This is a genomic window from Clostridium sp. BSD9I1 (assembly GCF_900185645.1).
In the GTDB taxonomy this organism is placed as follows: Bacteria; Bacillota; Clostridia; order Clostridiales; family Clostridiaceae; genus Clostridium_AK.
In genome coordinates, this window is sequence record NZ_FYAM01000023.1 from 890215 (window position 1) to 909149 (window position 18935).

Sequence of the window (18935 nt, forward strand, 5' to 3'; positions counted from 1 at the left end):
TATCATTCCTCTATTCTTCAATCTTATTTTCTTGCTTTGGTAGATATTTTTCAAGATATTCATCTCTAATTCTCTTAAGCTCACCTTTTGGAAGTATGGATAGCAGCTTCCATCCTAGATCTAATGTTTCTTCTATTGTTCTATTTGTATTAAATCCTTGAGATACATATTCCTTTTCAAATCCATCTGCAAATTTAGCAAATGACTTATCAGTATCTGAAAGTGCAGATTCACCAAGTATTACAGACAATTCTTTTGCTTGCTTACCTTGAGCATATGCAGAAAATAACTGGTTCATTGTATCTGCATGATCTTCTCTAGTTTTTCCCTTTCCAATTCCTTTATCCTTCAATCTTGACAGGGATGGAAGTACATCTATTGGAGGCATAACTCCCTTTTTATAAAGTTCACGACTTAATATTATCTGTCCTTCTGTTATATATCCTGTTAAGTCAGGAATTGGATGAGTCTTATCGTCTTCAGGCATAGTAAGAATAGGAATTTGTGTTATTGAACCTTCACTACCTTTTATTCTACCTGCTCTTTCATATAGTGTTGCTAAGTCTGTATACAAGTATCCTGGATATCCACGTCTTCCTGGAACTTCTTTTCTTGCTGCAGAAACTTCTCGAAGAGCTTCACAGTAATTTGTTATATCTGTCATTATTACAAGTACATGCATTCCTCTTTCATATGCCAAGTATTCTGCAGTTGTAAGCGCCATTCTTGGTGTAGCAATTCTCTCAATTGCTGGGTCATTAGCTAAATTCATGAAAAGCACTGATCTATCTATAGCACCAGTCTTTGTAAACTCATCTACAAAGAACTGAGCTTCTTCAAAGGTTATACCAATAGCTGCAAACACAACAGCGAACTTAGACTCAGAACCAAGTACCTTTGCCTGTCTTGCTATTTGTGCAGCTAGGTCTGCATGCGGAAGTCCAGATGCAGAAAACACTGGTAGTTTTTGTCCTCTTACTAAAGTATTTAATCCATCTATAGCAGATATACCAGTTTGAATAAATTCGGATGGATAATTTCTAGATACGGGGTTTATAGGTATTCCATTTATATCATTTCGTACTTCTGGTATTATCTTAGGGCCATCATCTTTAGGTCTTCCAAGTCCATCAAAGACTCTACCAAGCATATCTTCAGATAGACCTATTTCTAGTGGTTTCCCTAAAAATCTTACCTTACTTCCCTTTAAGTTTATACCTGAAGAACCCTCAAATAACTGCACTAGAGCTTTATCTTGATTTATTTCTAGTACTTTACCTCTTCGCATTTCACCTGTATGCATTTGTATTTCTACCAATTCATCATAGGTTACATTTTCTACACCATCTACCAGCATCAAAGGTCCTACTACTTCTTTTACAGTTCTATATTCTCTAAGCATCTAAAATTCCTCCTTTGCTGATAAGATCATCCATAACAGCTGTTAACTCTTTGGAAATATCATCGATTTTATCTAAGTTTTCTTCTATTATATACTTAGATCTTGCTATTTTATCTCTAATTTCAAGATTTAATATATCTTTTAGATATACTCCTGCTTTTAGTGCTCTTTGTGCCTCATCACCAAACTGAAGTACTAATTTCAACATTTTATATTGTTTATCTAATGATGCATATGTATCTGCATCATGAAAAGCATTTTGTTGTAAATAGTCTTCTCTTATAGATCTTGCTGTTTCTAGTTTTAATCTATCGGACTCTGATAAAGCATCAATACCAACAAGTCTTACTATTTCCTCTAAACTAGATTCTTCTTGAAGCAGTGCCATAGCCTTAGTTCTTAGTTCTGTCCAGTCTTCCGCTACATTTTCATCTAGCCATCCTCCAACTCTATCTGCATATAGAGAGTATGAATTCAACCAGTTTATAGCTGGGAAGTGTCTTCTATAGGCCAATTGAGAATCTAGACCCCAAAACACCTTAACTATTCTAAGAGTTGCTTGAGTAACAGGTTCTGAAAGGTCTCCTCCTGGAGGAGATACTGCTCCTATGGCTGTAAGAGCTCCTTCTCTACCATCTTTACCTAGGCAAATAACATTACCTGCTCTTTCATAGAATTCCGCAAGTCTTGAACCTAAATAAGCTGGATATCCTTCATCACCTGGCATCTCTTCAAGTCTTCCTGACATTTCTCTTAGAGCTTCTGCCCATCTAGATGTAGAATCTGCCATTAAAGCTATGGAATATCCCATATCTCTAAAGTATTCGCCTATGGTTATACCTGTATATATAGAAGCTTCTCTTGCAGCAACAGGCATATTAGATGTATTTGCAATAAGAACTGTTCTTTTCATCAATGGTTCTCCAGTTTTAGGATCTCTTAACTCTGGGAACTCATTTAAAACGTCTGTCATTTCATTTCCACGTTCTCCACAGCCTATATATACAACCATTTGTGCATCTGCCCATTTTGCTAATTGGTGTTGTACTACTGTTTTACCACTTCCGAAAGGACCGGGCACACAAGCTGTTCCCCCTTTGGTTACAGGGAAAAAGGTATCTATTACTCTTTGGCCTGTTATCATTGGAGCAGAAGGATTTAGTTTTCTGGCATAAGGTCTCCCTTTTCTAACTGGCCATTTTTGCATCATAGCTAAATCTACAACGCCCTTTTCCGTTTGAATTTCACCTATTTTATCTACAATGGTATAATCTCCTTCATTTACAGAAATTATTTTTCCCTTCACTCCATAAGGCACCATTATTTTATGTTCTATTATAGAAGTTTCCTGTACAACTCCTACTATATCTCCTGCTTCTACTTCATCTCCAGCAGCTTTAACAGGCGTAAAATGCCAAATCTTTTTTCTATCTAATGCAAACACTTCTACTCCTCTAGCTAAGAATGCTCCTGCTTGTTCTTCTATAGCATTAAGAGGTCTTTGTATTCCATCAAACATTGCCTCAATAAGACCTGGACCTAATTCAACACTTAAAGGAGCTCCTGTTGAAACTACTGGTGCACCTGGTCCTAGTCCTGAAGTTTCTTCATATACCTGAATAGACGCTTTATCGCCTCTCATTTCTATTATTTCACCTATAAGACGCTCATTTCCAACTCTAACCACGTCAAATAAGTTTGCTTCATCCATACCCTCAGCAAGAACTAAAGGTCCTGAAACTTTTACAACTCTTCCAGTCTTCAAGCCTACCTACCTACCTTCCTATAAAATATTCACTCCAACTGCTTTTTCAACATTATCGTTAATCCTCTGCATTCCAATATTTAAGGTACCTTGATTATTAGGAATGAGGATAATGGCAGGAAGTAATTCTCTATTATATCTTTCTATAGTTTCATCTAAGTCCTTAGCTACCTGCTCCGTTATAAAAATAACTCCATATTTTTTAGCTGCTAATGTATCTACAGTTTTTCTAGCTTCATCTGAATCTAATACAGGAAAGACGTCTATTCCTAATGCTTTAAATGCAAGTATAGAATCTTTATCTCCTACTACTCCTATTTTATACATAGACATCACGCAGCCTTTCTCTTATGGTATCTGGTGCTATACCATTTAACTTTCCAACCATTATTATTCTTATAACTTTTATTTCCGTTTCCTTTGCATATATGTATGCAATTAATGGCTCTGCACCAAAACTTACATATTTTGCATCCTTAACATAGTTCATAGTATAATTATCAACAAGTTTTTCAAACAAGTTAAAATCACCTGTATTTAGATAATCCTCTATTCCTAATCTCAATATGTTATAATAATCTGTGTGAGAAACTTTATTAATAAAACTCTCAATAGAATCATTGAAGTTATTCAAAAACACATCTCTATCTAACTTACCATTTTCTACAAATACTTCACTAAAAAAGTTTCTATCTTTATTCTGCTTTTTTATTCTTAAGAAAGCTTTTAAGTTGGTTAAATCTATATTTGTTTTTATATAATCAATTATAGCTTTTTCTCCCGTTTCTTTTCCTTTACTATACATGTCTTCATACATGAATTTATCTGCTATAATATCTATTTTTTGAGGATCCTCTGATTCTTCAAAAATCATCAGCGACTTTTCAAAAGTAGATCTCATAAATCCATTTAAATCTCTATAGTTACACTCATCAGAGCATCTTTTTAAAATATCAGCATTAACTGTACCAACAGGGATTAAAAGATAACTTAAATCTTTGCCAAGTAGTTTTCCCTTTATTAGCACCTTTATATTATGGTAATCATATCTTATGCTCATAATATCAATAATTAATTTCTCTGGTGAAATTTCATACATTAGAGCATAAAGTCTTTTTAATTCTTCGCTTAAAAGTATTTCATACTCTTCTGGTCTTTTGATATTTCCCATATGGTTTCCATACTGAGTTTCCTGCAGTAATTTTAAAGCTTCTTCGGGAGATGAACTATCAATAAGTCTATCAATTTTTGACTTATCAAGGAGTTTGGTTTCCAGTGCTCTGAGCCTTGACACCGCTTGTATAAACTTCATGTTATCCATATAACCATATCCTCCTTAATTTGATTTAAATAAAATATCTAAAATCTTATCCTCTAGCTCATCTCTTAATGAAGGCACTAAAGCTTCAAAAGTACAATTTATTTCTATACCATTTTTACAAAGAATAAATCCACCTTTAATATCTCTATCTTCAGAACTTAGTTTAAGTTCTCCTTTTTTACCTTTAGCTCTTAATTCTCCATTGATAAAGTTTATAAGATTTTGATCTATTGTATTTTTGTAATTTCTTGATATCACTATTTCTTCATCACCCTCAATATCCAAGGATAATATGAAATTTCTAACAAATTTATTATATTCATCCTGAGATATTTCCTGTAACTCACTTTCTGCTCTATTGAATACACTTTCTATTAAATCTTGTTTAGCTTTTAACTTCTTATTTCTTATATCTAAATTAGCATTAGATATTATTCTTTCTTTTCTAGTGACAGATTCTATATGACTTTTATTTATTATTAGTTCCTTTTGTTTTTGAGCTTTACTTGTGAGACTGTCAACAGCTTCCTTTTCTGCTTCTTTAGCTTCATTTATAATTTCCTGTGCTTTGCTGTTGGCATCTTCTAATATCTTAGAAATTAAGTTATCTAAATTAGCCACGAAGAACCCTCCTTTACTGTTTATTTAGGCTCTAACTTAAAGTATTAAACCTGTATTCCAACTATCATTATGATTGAAGTAACAAGTGCTATAACTGCATATGTTTCAACCATAGCTGCAAATAATACGCCTTTAAACATGTGTTCTGGCTTCTTCGCTAGTATTGATATACCTGCTGCTGCAGTTTTACCCTGTGCTATAGCTGATTTCCAACCTGCTATTACTATCGGTAATGATGCTAAAAATATTAAGAAACCTGATCCTAATGATACCTGCGCTGCTGTTCCTCCAAGTAATCCTATTTTATTTAATATTATAAGTGTAGTAACGAAACCATAGAAACCCTGTGTTCCTGGTAAAACCTGTAGAATAAGTGCCTGCCCAAACTTATCTGGGTCCTCTGTAATAAGTCCAGAAGCCGCTTCACCTACTATTCCAACTCCCTTTGCTGAACCAATACCTGGAAGTGCTGTAGCTAAGGCTGCACCTAGTAGGGCAAATAATAAACCTCCGTTTTGAGTCATAAATTCTAAAAAAGTTGCAAAATTCATATTAACTTCCTCCTAATCCTTTATTATTCTTATATATTTATTTTTAGTTGTGAATGGCTTAAATTCTTTACCTCCACCACTATAGAACTTTCCAAAGAACTCCAAGTATTGAAGTCTACAAGCATGAACATATGCTCCTAGTACATTTATTGCAAGATTAAATATATGTCCTCCTAGGAATATAACAGTTCCAAATATCCATGCAAATACACCGTTACCTAAAAGACTTACCATTAAATTAAATGATGTTCCTATAAGTCCAGTAGCGAGTCCAAGGGCTAAGAGCCTTGAATAAGATAATATATCTCCTAAATATCCTGTTATTCCATATATTCCATAAAAGCCACCAGCTATTTTACCAACTATACCCTTATTACTTCTTCCCTGTGTAGCTACTAGTCCAACAAGTCCTACAATAGCCATATACTTGCCTATAGTTCCCAACACTGGAATTCCCATGGATGGTCCTATAAAGAGTAAAACTAATCCTGAAATAGTAAGATACCAAAATCCTACATCGAAAAGAGCATCTAATGCCTTACCTGACTTTATCAGTTCATATGCCTTTATACCCAAACCTGTATATAAATGCACAAATCCCATTATTATTGCTAAAATCAATACTGACATAGGTTCTGAAGAAGGATCTAGCCAAAGAGGTTTTATTCCTCCAGGAATAATCATGGTTGTAGCATCACCAAAATAACTTCCATAAACAATTCCCCAAGCTATAGTAGAAATACTGATGCTTTGGAAGAGTTTCATAAATTTTTGAACACCTTTGTCTAAAGGTAAAAGCTTCAATGCTAAAGTTGAGGCTATAAGCATCACTAACCCATAACCCGCATCTGATAGCATCATTCCGAAAAACACAAAGAAGAATGGTGTCATTGCAGGTGTAGGGTCTACCTCTCTATAATTTGGTAAACTATACATAGATGTAATAATTTCATAAGGCTCAACAAATTTATTATTTTTTAATAATATTGGCACATTATCCTCTGACGATGGTTCTCTAAATTCAATAAAGTAATGATCCCCACAGCAGCTTTTTAAAACATCCTCAAACTCTGCTTTCTTTTCCTCAGGAGTCCAACCTTCTATAACCAATACTTTATCTGTTTTTAGAAAATATTCTCCTGATTTTGCCTTATTTTCTTCCATGCTGTAATATTCAAATGCTATTTCTAAATCCTCTATTTTATCACTATATTTTTTTATTTCTTGCTCAATGCCTTTTGCTTCATTTTCAGCCGCTTCAATTTTACTATTATATTCTTTTATTATTCCCTTTGGTGTATTGTCATACCTAAAGTCAAACTTATTTAAATTGTATTTTTTTACTAAATCTTCTGTTAATTCACCCTGTGATTTATGAAATAACACTAGTAAACTTACTTCATCCCTTGTTTCTCCTAACTTTTCAGTATAGGAACTAGAAACTTCACTATTAAACTCTTCAACAAATTTATCAGCTAAATTTTTGTTTACAGTTCCAATAAAATAATTTGATGTTTTTAAGCTCTTCAAATCTGCAAAGGATACATCTAAATTAGTCCAGGGAGTAAGTTCTTCTATTTCACCCTTAAGTTTACTAATTTCATTTTTTAAATCATTTAACTTATTATCAAATTTTTTCAATGTTTCATAAGTTGAAATCCAATTACTTTTTTCAGTAAGTCTTTTAATTTCATCATATCTTAAATGTTTCTTTCCCTTTTTTATGGCCTTAATCCCTTTTTCTCTTGGAACATATCTATCCATAAAATCTAATGAAAATTTAACCTTTGCAAGTTCACTTTGGACTTCAGAAACCTTTATATTATCACTTGCTTCTTCCAGGAATGGCATCTCTTCTATTACTTTTTCCTGAAAACTTACAAACTGCACTCCTTGAAATTTTTGCAAATTTTCTAAAATGGTTTCTTTTTGTGATTGAAAAGCCAATAATGTAAATTTATTCATTTTAACTATTGCCATTATTCATCACTATCCTCTCGACTACTAACTTAATAGCATTTTTTATTTTATCCTCGGATAAATTTATTATATCATCTATATCTTTTTGAGCTTTTTCTTTAATAATTGCAGCTTCTTTTTCACCTTCTTTTATAGCTTCTGACATAATGCTATTTGCTGAAACGTTAGCTTCACTAATTATTCTTTTATATTCCTCGTTGGCTTTTACTTCTGAATCTTTAATAATACTTTTACTCTCTAACTGAGCGTTTTTTATAATTTCTTCTGCCTTTGATTCTGCATTTTTTATATTTTTTACAGCTTCTAATGCCAATCAAATCACCTCCTTAAGTTTATAATAAAAGCATATTTAACTAAATCTTAAAACTTTCTATGTAAAATATTATCACCAGACATTCCCCCAGGGGGTATGTCTGATAATAATATTCTACATCTATAATTATTTTAGTCAATAGTTTTTTAGAATATTTATAAAATTTAGATATAAGAATATTTTATATACTTGTCTGTTTTTTTATATAATATCATATACTTAAAAAATAAACTATACCTTTTTGGTATATTTATTAGATTTTTTTAATTTTTTTGAGGAAATTTTAAATTAACTTTAAAAATTTACTGATAAATAAGACTTGTAACATCTTTAATCATACCATTTCTGTCATCAAACATTATGTAGGTTTCTTTATTATATATATTTCCTTCTTTTATGAGGGATATTATATCAATATAAAATTTTTCAAGCCTAATATTATTTAGCTCTCTGTTATTACTTACATAATCGTCCTCTAGTATTCTTCTCTTAAGTACTTTTTCTTCTTCTTTATCCAAAGCCTTAGTTACGAAATCAGGTATCCATTTCTTTTTAGTGTGATATAAAAACTCATATTTAACTATTTCCTTTAATACAAAACTGTCTGAATTTAGTATACTTTCATTATAATAAATCAAAACCCTATAGTAGTCAACAAATGATATATTTCTGTCAAAGTATCCCTTTAAATAGTAAAATTGACTAAGTGAATAATATAAGTCAAAAGGTTTATCAAATTTTGATAAAAGATACTTTATAGATAGATCAAAATTACCCGAATTATAGTATCTATCCACCATTTCTTCTATCATTTTAAGCTTAATTAACTCCTCATAGGATAAATGATTAGTTTTCAAAATTTCATAGGGAGGAAACGGCGAATATACTATGCCCCATTTATCCGCTTCTTCTCTCATGGAGGACCCCTTTAATAGCTTTAAAAATCCTAACTGAATTTGTTCTGGTTCAATGGAATACAAGTCGTTAAATGATTTTTCAAATGAACTAAAATCTTCTTCAGGAAGCCCTATTATTAAATCTAAATGTTGATGTATATTTTTAATTTTTAAAAGCTCGCATACCTTTTCTTTGATATCTTCAAAATTTGCAGTTCTATTTATATTTTTAAGTACCTGATTATTGGTACTTTGAACTCCTACTTCAAATTGAAATCTATTTTTAGGAGCTTTAGATAATAATTCTATTTCATCCTTTGTTAGTAAATCCCCAGATATTTCAAAATGGAAGGTAGTTTCTCCTTCTTCTTCTATCAAGAACTTCCAAATTGAATACGCAAAGGTATGATCACAATTAAAAGTTCTATCCACAAATTTTACCAAACTAACCTTATTATCTATAAAATACTTTAATTCACTTTTTACTCTTTCAAGGTTTAAAAACCTCACTCCATGAACAGTTGAGGATAGACAGTATTTACAGTTAAAAGGACATCCTCTTGAGGCTTCATAATATACAATCTTATTCTTTAAATCTTCGTCTCTATCATATGGAAATACTATTTTATCCATTTCCATAAGCTCTCTTTTACCTGTATAGATAACTTTACCTTTGTCTTTAAAGTATAGGCCCTTTACGTCTATTATCTGTCTATTATTTAATATACATTCTATAAACTCGTTATATGTTTCTTCGCCTTCTCCTACTATTATATAGTCGCAATTATCTTTCTCTACATAAGAGGCCTCTTCATAAGAAACCTCAGGCCCTCCAAAAAAGATAGTTATATTTTTATCTATAAGCTTTAATAATTTAGAAACTCTGAGTACATATTCCATATTCCATATATAACAAGAAAATCCAACCATGTCTGGTTTCTCTTTCATTATATTTTGCACTATTCTTTCTACTCTATCGTTTATAGAATATTCTTGTAAAATACATTCATAATTTAAATCTTTTGTGTAATTTTTTAAATATCTTACTGCTAAATTGCTATGAATATATTTCGAATTTACTGCTGCTAATATTACTTTCATTCTTTACTTTCCTTTCAAACCATTTATATTATTTCTTTTCTGCTTTTATATAATATATATCTTCGTCTTGCATTTCTTCTATTATGTTAAAATATTCACTTAAAATCTTTAAAGTAGCCTTTTTATTAGAACTCAAAAATATCTTACTATCTTTAAATGTAATCTTTTTTTCTTTTGTCTTAGAAGAAATAATTTTTATATTAAAATTGACTAACTTATTATACCCTTTATTTACATCCCATATGTAAATTTTACCCTTTTCTTTTAGATATTTATTAATATTTTTTATAAGCTCCTTTCTGCTGCTTTCAAAATAAACTTGACTTAAAGTAAAAAGTAGTACACAGTTATCATAATATTTTTCCTCTATTTTATTCTCGTCATATTTTCCATCTATATACTCTATAGTAGGATTAACATTGAACTCCTTATATAAATTATATATTATTCCTGTGTTAGACATACCAATATCCAATAGATTGCCATTAAATAATTCATCTTCTAATTGTAAAGTAATATTTTTCTCCATATATCCACCTCCTTTAAAGATGAATACCTCTTACTTCTAAGGCTTGTCAATTTTATATATAATATTTCTCTATAAAGATTAAAAATCCTCTAATAGAGGATTTTTAATCTGTCTTTTCTAGAAGTTCTTTATAGTCTTTTCTAACTTTTTCTATTTCATCACAAAAATCTAACATAAATCCTGCAGTGGTTCTCTGTGCTTCCTTTAAAGCAACAGATGCGATATTTCCGTATCTTTGCTCTCTATCTTTAATATGAATATTTTTCAAATATGCGTTGTTAGCAATAAATGCATTATTTTTTATATAATCTTCTATATACTTGTATCTCACTACCCCACTATCTGCTACAAAAATAAAGTCATTCATGAGCTTACTTATTATCCATAGTTCAAACTTTCTATGACTTTTTAAAAGTTTATTATTAACATGTTGAGGAACTGTAGTATCTTGTATCAAATGACAAGCTGCTCCAAAATAAAACATACCTTTTTCCATGTTTCCAGCCTCAATATATTCTAATGCATTTGAATAATAACGCCTACATTCTTCTAATGCATTAGAAAATCCGTATAACCCCTTCCCCTTTCTATAATCATAGAAATGATTAGAACTTTTAAAATCCTGATCCGCCCACATAGCCCCTGCATTTATACTACTTATATACTTCTTTAAGAATTCAAATTCCTCTTCATATCCATCATTTTTTAAAATATTTAGCGCCTGTATATCTATAAATTTATGAACAGTGCAATAAGTTTTTAGTACCTTCTTCTTCAAAGGATTTACAGCAAAAAATAATCCTTTCAATGCACCTCCATAGGTTTTTTCAATCTTATTTCTCATATAACTCAACTACTCCTTCTATATTATTTATTATTTTCTTGCATTAAAGTTCCATGTATAGGATTTCCAAAAGACTTTTTATTAAACCTATAAATTAAAAATTTATCAAAATATTCTCAAAGATTTCTCTTAAATAAAATTATCTTCCATAGTATATATTTTGTCAACGCATACTTTTAAATTTTACAATGTAAAAGTAAATGAATTATAGCCCTTATTTTACTTGCATTTTTAGGTGTCTTCCTTTAAAATTATTTGAGGACATGTCTATAATATTAATATGTATTTATGTATTAGGAGGACTTATAAATGAGTACTAAAAAGAAAAGTATTTTTGCAAATTTAGGTGTTTTAATAATTGTTGCTATGTTTGTAGGAATATTAACAGGTCTAATAATGGGAAAATCAGCCCATATGTTTGCACCTTTAGGTGATATATTTATGTCGCTTATTAAAATGGTGGTGGTGCCCTTAGTAGCCTTCTCCATAATAACTGGTGCCGCTTCTATAGGGGACACAAAATCTGCTGGTAAAATAGGAGTTGCAACTTTTTCCTATTATATGATTACCACTTCGGTTGCTGTTATTATAGGACTTGTGTTTGGTGAAATCTTCAAGCCTGGTGCAGGTATTGATGTATCCTCACTTAGTTCTATGTTTTCTAATGAATTTGAAACCAAAGGAGATTTACCTGGTTTTTGGGATACTATTAAAGGTGTTATTCCTGAAAATCCAATTAAAGCTTTAGTAGAAGGAAATATCCTGCAAATTATTTTCTTCAGCTTATTTTTCGGTTTTGGAATTTCTTCTTTAGAAACCGAAAAGAAAACATTTATTGTAAATACATTCACTTATATTACCGATGCTTTAATTTTTATAATCATGAAGGTAATGTACATAGCCCCAATTGGCGTATTTGCATTAATGGCAGATGCCACTGGTACATTTGGGTATGAAATATTAAAGAAGATAGTTTATTTATTTTTAATATATGTATTAGCTTTAATTATTCATAACTTTGGCTTTTACTCATTAAACATAAAATTATTTTCTTCAATGTCACTGAAAAAGTTTTGGTCTTCCATGTATAAGCCTCAATTGGTTGCACTTTCTACAGCTTCATCTATGGCAACGCTGCCTGTAAATATGGAAACTTGTGAACAGGACCTTGGAGTATCAAAACAAACTTCTTCTTTCGTATTGCCTTTAGGCGCTACAATAAATATGGATGGGAATGCAATTTATTATTCACTAGCTGCATGTTTCTTTGCACAAATGTTTAATATAGACCTTGGCCCATCTCAATATATTGCAATAATGTTTACAGCTACCATAGGTTCTATAGGACAAGCCGGTGTTCCAGGACCAACTTTACTAGTTGTTGCAGTTTTACTTGCTGCTAACATTCCTGTAGTTGGACTTCCTATACTATTTGGTGTAGATAGAATATTTGATATGCTTAGAACCGCTGTTAATATAGCCGGAGATGCTTCTTGTGCCGTAATCGTAGATAAGCTTAGAGAATCAGAGGAGTTATCCGCTGCAAATGAAGAGTAATTTTTATACTGTATTATAATTTTTTATAATACAGTATTTTTTTATGCCCATAGTAATTATTCTTAAGGCTTATGAATATTTCCCGAGGCTTAAGAATAATTATTAATGTTAATAATATTGAGGTTATAAGGAATGAAAAAAGATACTTTTTATAGGGATACCCTTACGCTAACAGCAGCTAATATAGCAACCGGGATACTAGGTTTTACATTTGCCATAATACTATCAAGTAAAATTGGCCCTGAAGGCATGGGGCTTTATGGACTAATAATGCCTATATATAATTTATTTATATGTATCATTTCTGGTGGTCTTATAACTGCTATTTCTAAGGTATCTGCAGTGTATTACAGTAAACACGACTTTAAAAACTTAAATAAAACCATCGATACAACTCTATCTTTTGATGGTTTATGGGCACTTATAGTTGTTAGCATTGTATTTGTAAGTTCAAACTATATAAGTACCTATTTAATAAAAGACAGTCGAAGCTTATATGCTATAAAGGTGCTTTGTCCTGCAATGTTATTTATTGCATTTTCTTCAATACTTAAAGGATACTTTTATGGTATATCTAAAGTTAAAATTCCTGCATATATTGATGTATTTGAAAAGTTTATGAGAACAATAGTTATAATAGTTATATTTGGCACCTATGCTTTATCAACGGATATTTCCAGTAAAGTAACTTTTGCCTATGTTGCTTTAGCAATTGGCGAAGGGATAAGTACTACTTTGCTCTATGTATCTTATAAAATACATAAAGTAAAGCCCTCTAATAATATGCAGTCTTCAGAAGGACGGGCTCAGCTTCTATTTAACGTACTTATTATATCTATACCTTTGTGTTTAAATGCTTTTTCATCCACAGCACTATCCACTGTTTCTACTTTAATAGTTCCCAGAAGATTAATTGCTACTGGAATGGACTATAGTACAGCACTATCCTTAATTGGCAAATTCACAGGAATGAGCTTAAGCATAATATTTTTCCCTATGGTTGTTATAAACTCCGTGTCTACAATACTTATTCCAGACATATCCAAAAGCATTAGTAATAAAGATTATTGGGGTACAGAAACTAGAGTTATGAGTGTACTTAAGATTGCATTTTTATTAGGATTATCTACCTTGATTATATGCAACACTATTCCAAATGAACTGGGAAGCTTACTCTTTAAAAGACAAGATCTAGGCAGCTTTATAGCCATTTCTGCTTTAGTTGCACCTTTAGTTTATGTAAGCACAACAACTTATGGTATATTAAACGGGCTGGGGAAACAAGGTATTTTACTTAGAAACTCTCTTATTATTTCTGTCATAGAACTTATAAGTCTTTATATTTTTATAGGAATACCTTCTATAAACATATATGGCTTTGTAATAACCTTTATTATAACTTCATTCTTAACACTTATAATTAACATGTTTGAAATAAGAAAACATCTTAATATTGACTTTAATAAAAATAATTTTGTTATAAGTATACTACTGTGCATATTGTTTTATTTTATATTAAATATTTTAAAAAACATTTTACCAGAAACCCTGTCTATGAAGTATCTAATCATAACTCTTACAGGTTTTTTGTTAATATTTTTTGATTTTAAACTCTCTAAGAAATAAAATGAAATCATATGATTTTCAAGGGAATCCATTTGGCTTCCCTTGTTTTTCTTTATGCATAAATATATATTAACTATTAATTTTCCAAATATCTATATAAAGTTGACTTGCTAATTCCTGTCTCATCTTTTATTTCTGCCAGGCTATATTTCTTGCTTTGATACATAACAATGGCGCGTTTTACATTTTCGTCAGGTTTCCTCGGACGGCCGCCGTGGACTCCCTTTTGTTTTGCTTCATATAACCCTTCTTTTGTTTTTTCACTTGTGACATCGCTTTGGAAATCAACAAGATACTTTACAATATCAGTGAATCTATATCCATTCGGATTACTGGTATCAATTTTCTCAGTAAGAGACTGAAGATAGGCACCTTTACTTTCAATTGCTTCCAAGAGTTCAACCAAATGCCTTGTTGAATCAGCAAATACAAAAAGTTTTGTAACAACTACCCTATCATCTGCTTTTAGCATATCTAATGCACTTTCCAGCTGGATTCTTTTTTTAGCTGACGAATGTTCTTCAGCAATAATTGCTACGCAATTTGCTTCCTTTAGGATTTTTAGTTGATTTTCGCAATTTAAATCTCCTTGATATGGTCTCATATATCCGATTATCATACATATTCTCCTAGCTCATAAGATATTTCTTTTATTATAACACAATCTATATTAAAGTTTATCCGAAAAAGTTTCAAAATGGTTGGTTTTTGGAACGATATGTGCTAGAATGTTACTTGCATGCAAAATTTAGAGTTCATAAAGTTTTATATTAAAAACAATATATGAGGTGAATAAATTAATGATTAAAGATTTAAAGAAAGAATGGTTTGGCAATGTCAAAGGAGATATCTTGGCAGGGATTGTTGTTTGCTTAGCTTTATTTCCAGAGGTTATTGGTTTTATGATTGTTGCCGGAGTGGACCCAATTGTTGGGGTGTACGCAACATTCTTTATCACAGCAATTGCAGCATTTTTCGGCGGACGAACAGGCATGATTTCCGCAGCCGCAGGCTCGGTTGCATTAGTATTAGCACATTTAGTAGCTCAGTATGGAATCGAATATTTATTTGCTGCAACAATTTTAGCAGGTGTTGTTCAAGCAATTTTAGGTTTCTTTAAAATTGGAACTTTGATGCGTTATATTCCAAAGCCAGTCATGATTGGTTTTGTAAACGCATTAGGTATTATGATGTTCACATCCCAACTGGATCATTTTAAAGGAAATTTGATTTTACCTGTACTTGGAATTATAGGGGTCATAATTATTTTCATATTCCCAAAAATAACGAAAAAGATTCCTTCACCAATTGTGTCAATTTTAGTTATTTCTCTAATTGTTATAGGATTAGATTTAGATGTAAAAATGCTAGGTGACTTAGGCGAAATTTCAAGCAAACTCCCAAGCTTTAGAATCCCAAAGGTGCCTATGACACTAGAAACACTAAAAATTATTTTTCCTACTTCTCTTTCTGTGGCAATTGTTGGATTAGTAGAATCTCTATTAACTGCACAATTAGTGGATGAAATAACAGGAGAAGATAGTAATAAAAACATCGAGTCAACAAGTCAAGGTTTAGGAAATATTGTTTCTGGTTTCTTCGGTGGAATCGCTGGTTGTGGTATGATTGGACAAACAATCATCAATATTAATTACGGTGGAATTGGTCGTTTAGCCACATTTCTATCCGGTTTTTTCATGTTGATGTCAGTTGTATTGTTTAGTAATGTGGTTATGCAAATTCCTATAATTGCTTTAGCATCAGTAATGGTTGTAGTTTCATTTGAAACAATTAACTGGGAATCAATCAAGCGTTTAAACGTTGTACCAAAGAGCGAAGTTTTTACAATGATTTTAACAGTTGTAATTGTATTATCAACACATAACTTAGCATATGGTGTGGTTATAGGTACATTAATGAGTGCAGTTTTCGCAGCATTCAAAATGTCAAATATTCATGTAGAACAAGGTACTGAAAAAGATGCTCATCATTATAAAGTACACGGACATCTTTACTTCGCATCAGCTGAAAAGTTTCTTGATTTCTTTGCAGGTGAAATGAACCACCAAGATGAAGTAATAATTGACATAAGTACAATGACATTATGGGATTCAACAGCAGTTGAAGTAATTGATAAATTGATTAATAAAAATAAAAATAATGGTATTAAAACAACTTTTATCGGTGCTAACAAACAAAGTGAAGAACTACTTAAAAAAGTTTCAAAAAACATTGCATAAACAATATGAATGTTAATATAATTATTGGAATTTATTTGGTATTAGTGTGTAATATTCATAAACTCCGTACCAATTTAAGAAGCATTTGAATTATAAGATGCTTCTTTTTTTAATAATTTTCATTGTATAACACTTCAAATAATGTTATACTACACATATATTTCGATGGTCGTAATATACGATGTAAGAAGAAGGTGAACTAATGGATGAAAATCAACTAATGCACAAACTCATAGATATTTTTGAATACAAAAACTCTTATCAGCTTAAGAGTTCTAATATTCAGCCACAAGATATGTACGTACTGGAAAGGATATATTTCCTGGAAAAAGTGAAAATAAGGGACATATCAAAGCAGTATGATATACCTCCCTCCACTCTTACAGGAATTATTGACAGATTAGAATCTAAAAAGTATATAGAAAGAATCAGAAGTACTGAAGACAGACGCGCTATCGAGCTTGTTGTGACTGAACTCGGAAAACAAGTTGTAAAAGGACATGTTAAAGAAGATAAACTATTTTCATTAAATTTTTTTAATACTCTACAGGAGGATAAAAAACAGCTATTTAAAGAATTACTAGCTGAATTGCTTACAAATGTAAAAAAGGAAAGTTTATTCAATGAAAATAACATTTATTGATTGGGGGGATTATCTTGTCATTATTAGAATTTCAAAATGTATTTTTTATTGATGATAATAAAACCATATTGAAAAACATAACAATTCCCATTTATCAAGGGGATTATATTTCTGTTGTTGGGTCATCTGGCAGTGGCAAAAGTACATTTCTTAAATTGTGCTGTCATTTGAAAAGTCCAACAGAAGGTAAAATCATATATAAAAACAAATCTATTATGGAACACAACCCTATGGAATTAAGAAAAAATATTGCATATTGCTTCCAAACTCCATATATCTTTGGCGATACTGTTATGGATAATATTTCTTTCCCATACTCTATAAGAGGGAGCAAGGTGAATTTACAAAGAGTAGAAGAACTTTTTCTTCTCTTTAATCTTGATAAAGAATATTTAACAAAAGATATAAAAAACCTGTCTGGAGGCGAAAAGCAAAGAATTGCACTAATTAGAACATTATTATTTAAACCAGAGATTCTGCTTTTAGATGAAGTAACATCTGCACTTGATGCTGGTAATACTCTCATTGTTGAAAGTGTAATAAAATCATTGAACCAGGATGGTACAACCATTATCTGGATAACCCATAACCCTGAACAAAGTAAAAGAACTGCAAATAAAATATTAACCATTGAATATGGCGGAATTAAGTCACTGGAGGTGCTAAAATGAGTAACAGTTTGATGAATTCTTCCTCACTTTTAATTTCCTCATCACTTGTGCTAGTGGCATTATTATTTTCCTACGCTCAGAAGTTAAAACTTGAAAAAGAAATTATAATAAGTGTTATCAGAGCAATACTGCAGTTAGTTATTGTTGGATATTTACTTAATTATATTTTTGGACTTAAAAACCCAACATTTACAACTCTCCTACTTTTATTTATGACTTTTAATGCCGCTTATAATGCTGCAAAAAGAGGTAAAGCAATAAAAAACGGACTTCTAATATCATTTATATCAATATCATTAGGAACTATAATTACCTTATCTATTCTTGTATTTTCTGGAGCCATCAGGTATGAGCCTTATCAGATTATTCCTGTAAGTGGAATGATTATAAGTAATGCTATGATAGCCTTAGGCTTGTGCTACAGACAATTAACCTCTGATTTTAAAAATAAAAGAGAAGAAATTGAAACAAAACTTTCCCTCGGTGCAGATATTTTGCCGTCATCTATAGAAATAATCAGAGACTCAATAAAAACTGGTATGCTTCCAACAATTGATTCAGCAAAAACACTTGGAATTGTATCGCTGCCTGGTATGATGACAGGACTTATACTTGCTGGCACTTCACCTGTAGAGGCAATCAAATATCAGATTATGGTAACATTTATGCTGCTTTCAACAACTTCAATATCTTCTTTTGTAGCATGTTATTTATCCTATAAAAATTTCTTCAACAAAAGAAAACAGTTAGTTTGATAATAAGCCCATATTGCAGATTACAATATGGGCTTATGCATATATACTTACCAATTAAAATATTATTTATTTAGCATTTCACATAAAGAAATTTTTAATGCTCTGGAGCATTAAAAATGT

The 18935-nt window shown here is 31.0% G+C and carries 18 protein-coding genes; 6 read left to right on the plus strand and 12 right to left on the minus strand.

Annotation, left to right across the window (positions count from 1 at the left end; genetic code table 11):
• Positions 1 to 10: 10 nt before the first annotated feature.
• The 11 genes from BSD9I1_RS11940 to BSD9I1_RS11990 all read right to left on the minus strand — a co-directional run bounded on the left by BSD9I1_RS11940 (position 11) and on the right by BSD9I1_RS11990 (position 11323).
• Positions 11 to 1402 (minus strand): V-type ATP synthase subunit B, encoded by a 1392-nt coding sequence (locus BSD9I1_RS11940; RefSeq protein WP_035308857.1) that lies wholly within the window; start codon positions 1400 to 1402, stop codon positions 11 to 13.
• The gene (locus BSD9I1_RS11945; RefSeq protein WP_242966481.1) at positions 1395 to 3113 is read right to left on the minus strand and encodes a V-type ATP synthase subunit A; all 1719 of its coding nucleotides are present in this window, start codon (positions 3111 to 3113) and stop codon (positions 1395 to 1397) included. The genes BSD9I1_RS11940 and BSD9I1_RS11945 overlap by 8 nt, the downstream gene beginning before the upstream one ends.
• A 72-nt stretch (positions 3114 to 3185) precedes the next feature.
• On the minus strand, positions 3186 to 3500 hold the full coding sequence (locus tag BSD9I1_RS11950; RefSeq protein WP_186430498.1) for a V-type ATP synthase subunit F: 315 nt from the start codon (positions 3498 to 3500) through the stop codon (positions 3186 to 3188).
• Complete coding sequence (locus BSD9I1_RS11955; protein WP_186430499.1) at positions 3487 to 4488, minus strand: V-type ATP synthase subunit C; 1002 nt, start codon at positions 4486 to 4488, stop codon at positions 3487 to 3489. The genes BSD9I1_RS11950 and BSD9I1_RS11955 overlap by 14 nt, the downstream gene beginning before the upstream one ends.
• 15 nt (positions 4489 to 4503) lie before the next feature.
• Entirely contained in the window at positions 4504 to 5109 is a 606-nt protein-coding gene (locus BSD9I1_RS11960; protein ID WP_186430500.1) for a V-type ATP synthase subunit E, read from the minus strand.
• A 44-nt stretch (positions 5110 to 5153) separates the two neighbouring features.
• A complete protein-coding gene (locus BSD9I1_RS11965; RefSeq protein ID WP_186430501.1) occupies positions 5154 to 5660 on the minus strand; it encodes a V-type ATP synthase subunit K in 507 nt (168 codons plus the stop codon).
• 12 nt (positions 5661 to 5672) lie between these two features.
• Positions 5673 to 7640, minus strand: coding sequence for a V-type ATP synthase subunit I (locus tag BSD9I1_RS11970; RefSeq protein WP_186430502.1), 1968 nt, complete (start codon positions 7638 to 7640; stop codon positions 5673 to 5675).
• Positions 7627 to 7953, minus strand: a complete 327-nt coding sequence (locus tag BSD9I1_RS11975; RefSeq protein WP_186430503.1) for an ATPase — start codon at positions 7951 to 7953, stop codon at positions 7627 to 7629. Before BSD9I1_RS11975 ends, BSD9I1_RS11970 begins: the two co-directional genes overlap by 14 nt.
• A 302-nt stretch (positions 7954 to 8255) precedes the next feature.
• Positions 8256 to 9950 (minus strand): B12-binding domain-containing radical SAM protein, encoded by a 1695-nt coding sequence (locus BSD9I1_RS11980; protein ID WP_186430504.1) that lies wholly within the window; start codon positions 9948 to 9950, stop codon positions 8256 to 8258.
• A gap of 28 nt (positions 9951 to 9978) precedes the next feature.
• A complete protein-coding gene (locus tag BSD9I1_RS11985) occupies positions 9979 to 10479 on the minus strand; it encodes a hypothetical protein (protein WP_035308870.1) in 501 nt (166 codons plus the stop codon).
• A gap of 103 nt (positions 10480 to 10582) precedes the next feature.
• Positions 10583 to 11323 (minus strand): zinc dependent phospholipase C family protein, encoded by a 741-nt coding sequence (locus BSD9I1_RS11990; RefSeq protein ID WP_035308872.1) that lies wholly within the window; start codon positions 11321 to 11323, stop codon positions 10583 to 10585.
• Between the two features lie 309 nt (positions 11324 to 11632).
• On the opposite strand from BSD9I1_RS11990, the gene BSD9I1_RS11995 reads away from it, so the two are divergent.
• On the plus strand, positions 11633 to 12880 hold the full coding sequence (locus tag BSD9I1_RS11995; protein ID WP_186430505.1) for a dicarboxylate/amino acid:cation symporter: 1248 nt from the start codon (positions 11633 to 11635) through the stop codon (positions 12878 to 12880).
• A gap of 132 nt (positions 12881 to 13012) precedes the next feature.
• Positions 13013 to 14506, plus strand: coding sequence for a stage V sporulation protein B (gene spoVB / locus BSD9I1_RS12000; RefSeq protein WP_186430506.1), 1494 nt, complete (start codon positions 13013 to 13015; stop codon positions 14504 to 14506).
• Between the two features lie 76 nt (positions 14507 to 14582).
• Here the strand turns inward: spoVB and BSD9I1_RS12005 are convergent, their stop codons facing one another.
• A complete protein-coding gene (locus tag BSD9I1_RS12005; RefSeq protein ID WP_186430507.1) occupies positions 14583 to 15125 on the minus strand; it encodes a recombinase family protein in 543 nt (180 codons plus the stop codon).
• 181 nt (positions 15126 to 15306) lie between these two features.
• On the opposite strand from BSD9I1_RS12005, the gene BSD9I1_RS12010 reads away from it, so the two are divergent.
• From BSD9I1_RS12010 to fetB, 4 genes are all read left to right on the plus strand, one after another.
• Positions 15307 to 16746 (plus strand): SulP family inorganic anion transporter, encoded by a 1440-nt coding sequence (locus tag BSD9I1_RS12010; RefSeq protein ID WP_186430508.1) that lies wholly within the window; start codon positions 15307 to 15309, stop codon positions 16744 to 16746.
• A 202-nt stretch (positions 16747 to 16948) separates the two neighbouring features.
• Positions 16949 to 17389, plus strand: a complete 441-nt coding sequence (locus BSD9I1_RS12015) for a MarR family winged helix-turn-helix transcriptional regulator (protein WP_186430509.1) — start codon at positions 16949 to 16951, stop codon at positions 17387 to 17389.
• Positions 17390 to 17403: 14 nt separating this feature from the next.
• Positions 17404 to 18060 (plus strand): ATP-binding cassette domain-containing protein, encoded by a 657-nt coding sequence (locus tag BSD9I1_RS12020; RefSeq protein ID WP_186430510.1) that lies wholly within the window; start codon positions 17404 to 17406, stop codon positions 18058 to 18060.
• Positions 18057 to 18815: an iron export ABC transporter permease subunit FetB gene (gene fetB / locus BSD9I1_RS12025; protein ID WP_186430511.1), complete on the plus strand. Its 759-nt coding sequence runs from the start codon at positions 18057 to 18059 to the stop codon at positions 18813 to 18815. The genes BSD9I1_RS12020 and fetB overlap by 4 nt, the downstream gene beginning before the upstream one ends.
• Positions 18816 to 18935 lie beyond the last annotated feature (120 nt).

Coding starts and splice junctions, on each gene's coding strand:
- BSD9I1_RS11940 (WP_035308857.1), bottom strand. CDS start 1,402: ATGCTTAGAGAATATAGAACTGTAAAAGAAGTAGTAGGACCTTTGATG.
- BSD9I1_RS11945 (WP_242966481.1), bottom strand. CDS start 3,113: ATGGATGAAGCAAACTTATTTGACGTGGTTAGAGTTGGAAATGAGCGT.
- BSD9I1_RS11950 (WP_186430498.1), bottom strand. CDS start 3,500: ATGTCTATGTATAAAATAGGAGTAGTAGGAGATAAAGATTCTATACTT.
- BSD9I1_RS11955 (WP_186430499.1), bottom strand. CDS start 4,488: ATGGATAACATGAAGTTTATACAAGCGGTGTCAAGGCTCAGAGCACTG.
- BSD9I1_RS11965 (WP_186430501.1), bottom strand. CDS start 5,660: ATGAATTTTGCAACTTTTTTAGAATTTATGACTCAAAACGGAGGTTTA.
- BSD9I1_RS11970 (WP_186430502.1), bottom strand. CDS start 7,640: ATGGCAATAGTTAAAATGAATAAATTTACATTATTGGCTTTTCAATCA.
- BSD9I1_RS11980 (WP_186430504.1), bottom strand. CDS start 9,950: ATGAAAGTAATATTAGCAGCAGTAAATTCGAAATATATTCATAGCAAT.
- BSD9I1_RS11985 (WP_035308870.1), bottom strand. CDS start 10,479: ATGGAGAAAAATATTACTTTACAATTAGAAGATGAATTATTTAATGGC.
- BSD9I1_RS11990 (WP_035308872.1), bottom strand. CDS start 11,323: ATGAGAAATAAGATTGAAAAAACCTATGGAGGTGCATTGAAAGGATTA.
- BSD9I1_RS11995 (WP_186430505.1), top strand. CDS start 11,633: ATGAGTACTAAAAAGAAAAGTATTTTTGCAAATTTAGGTGTTTTAATA.
- spoVB (WP_186430506.1), top strand. CDS start 13,013: ATGAAAAAAGATACTTTTTATAGGGATACCCTTACGCTAACAGCAGCT.
- BSD9I1_RS12005 (WP_186430507.1), bottom strand. CDS start 15,125: ATGATAATCGGATATATGAGACCATATCAAGGAGATTTAAATTGCGAA.
- BSD9I1_RS12010 (WP_186430508.1), top strand. CDS start 15,307: ATGATTAAAGATTTAAAGAAAGAATGGTTTGGCAATGTCAAAGGAGAT.
- BSD9I1_RS12015 (WP_186430509.1), top strand. CDS start 16,949: ATGGATGAAAATCAACTAATGCACAAACTCATAGATATTTTTGAATAC.
- fetB (WP_186430511.1), top strand. CDS start 18,057: ATGAGTAACAGTTTGATGAATTCTTCCTCACTTTTAATTTCCTCATCA.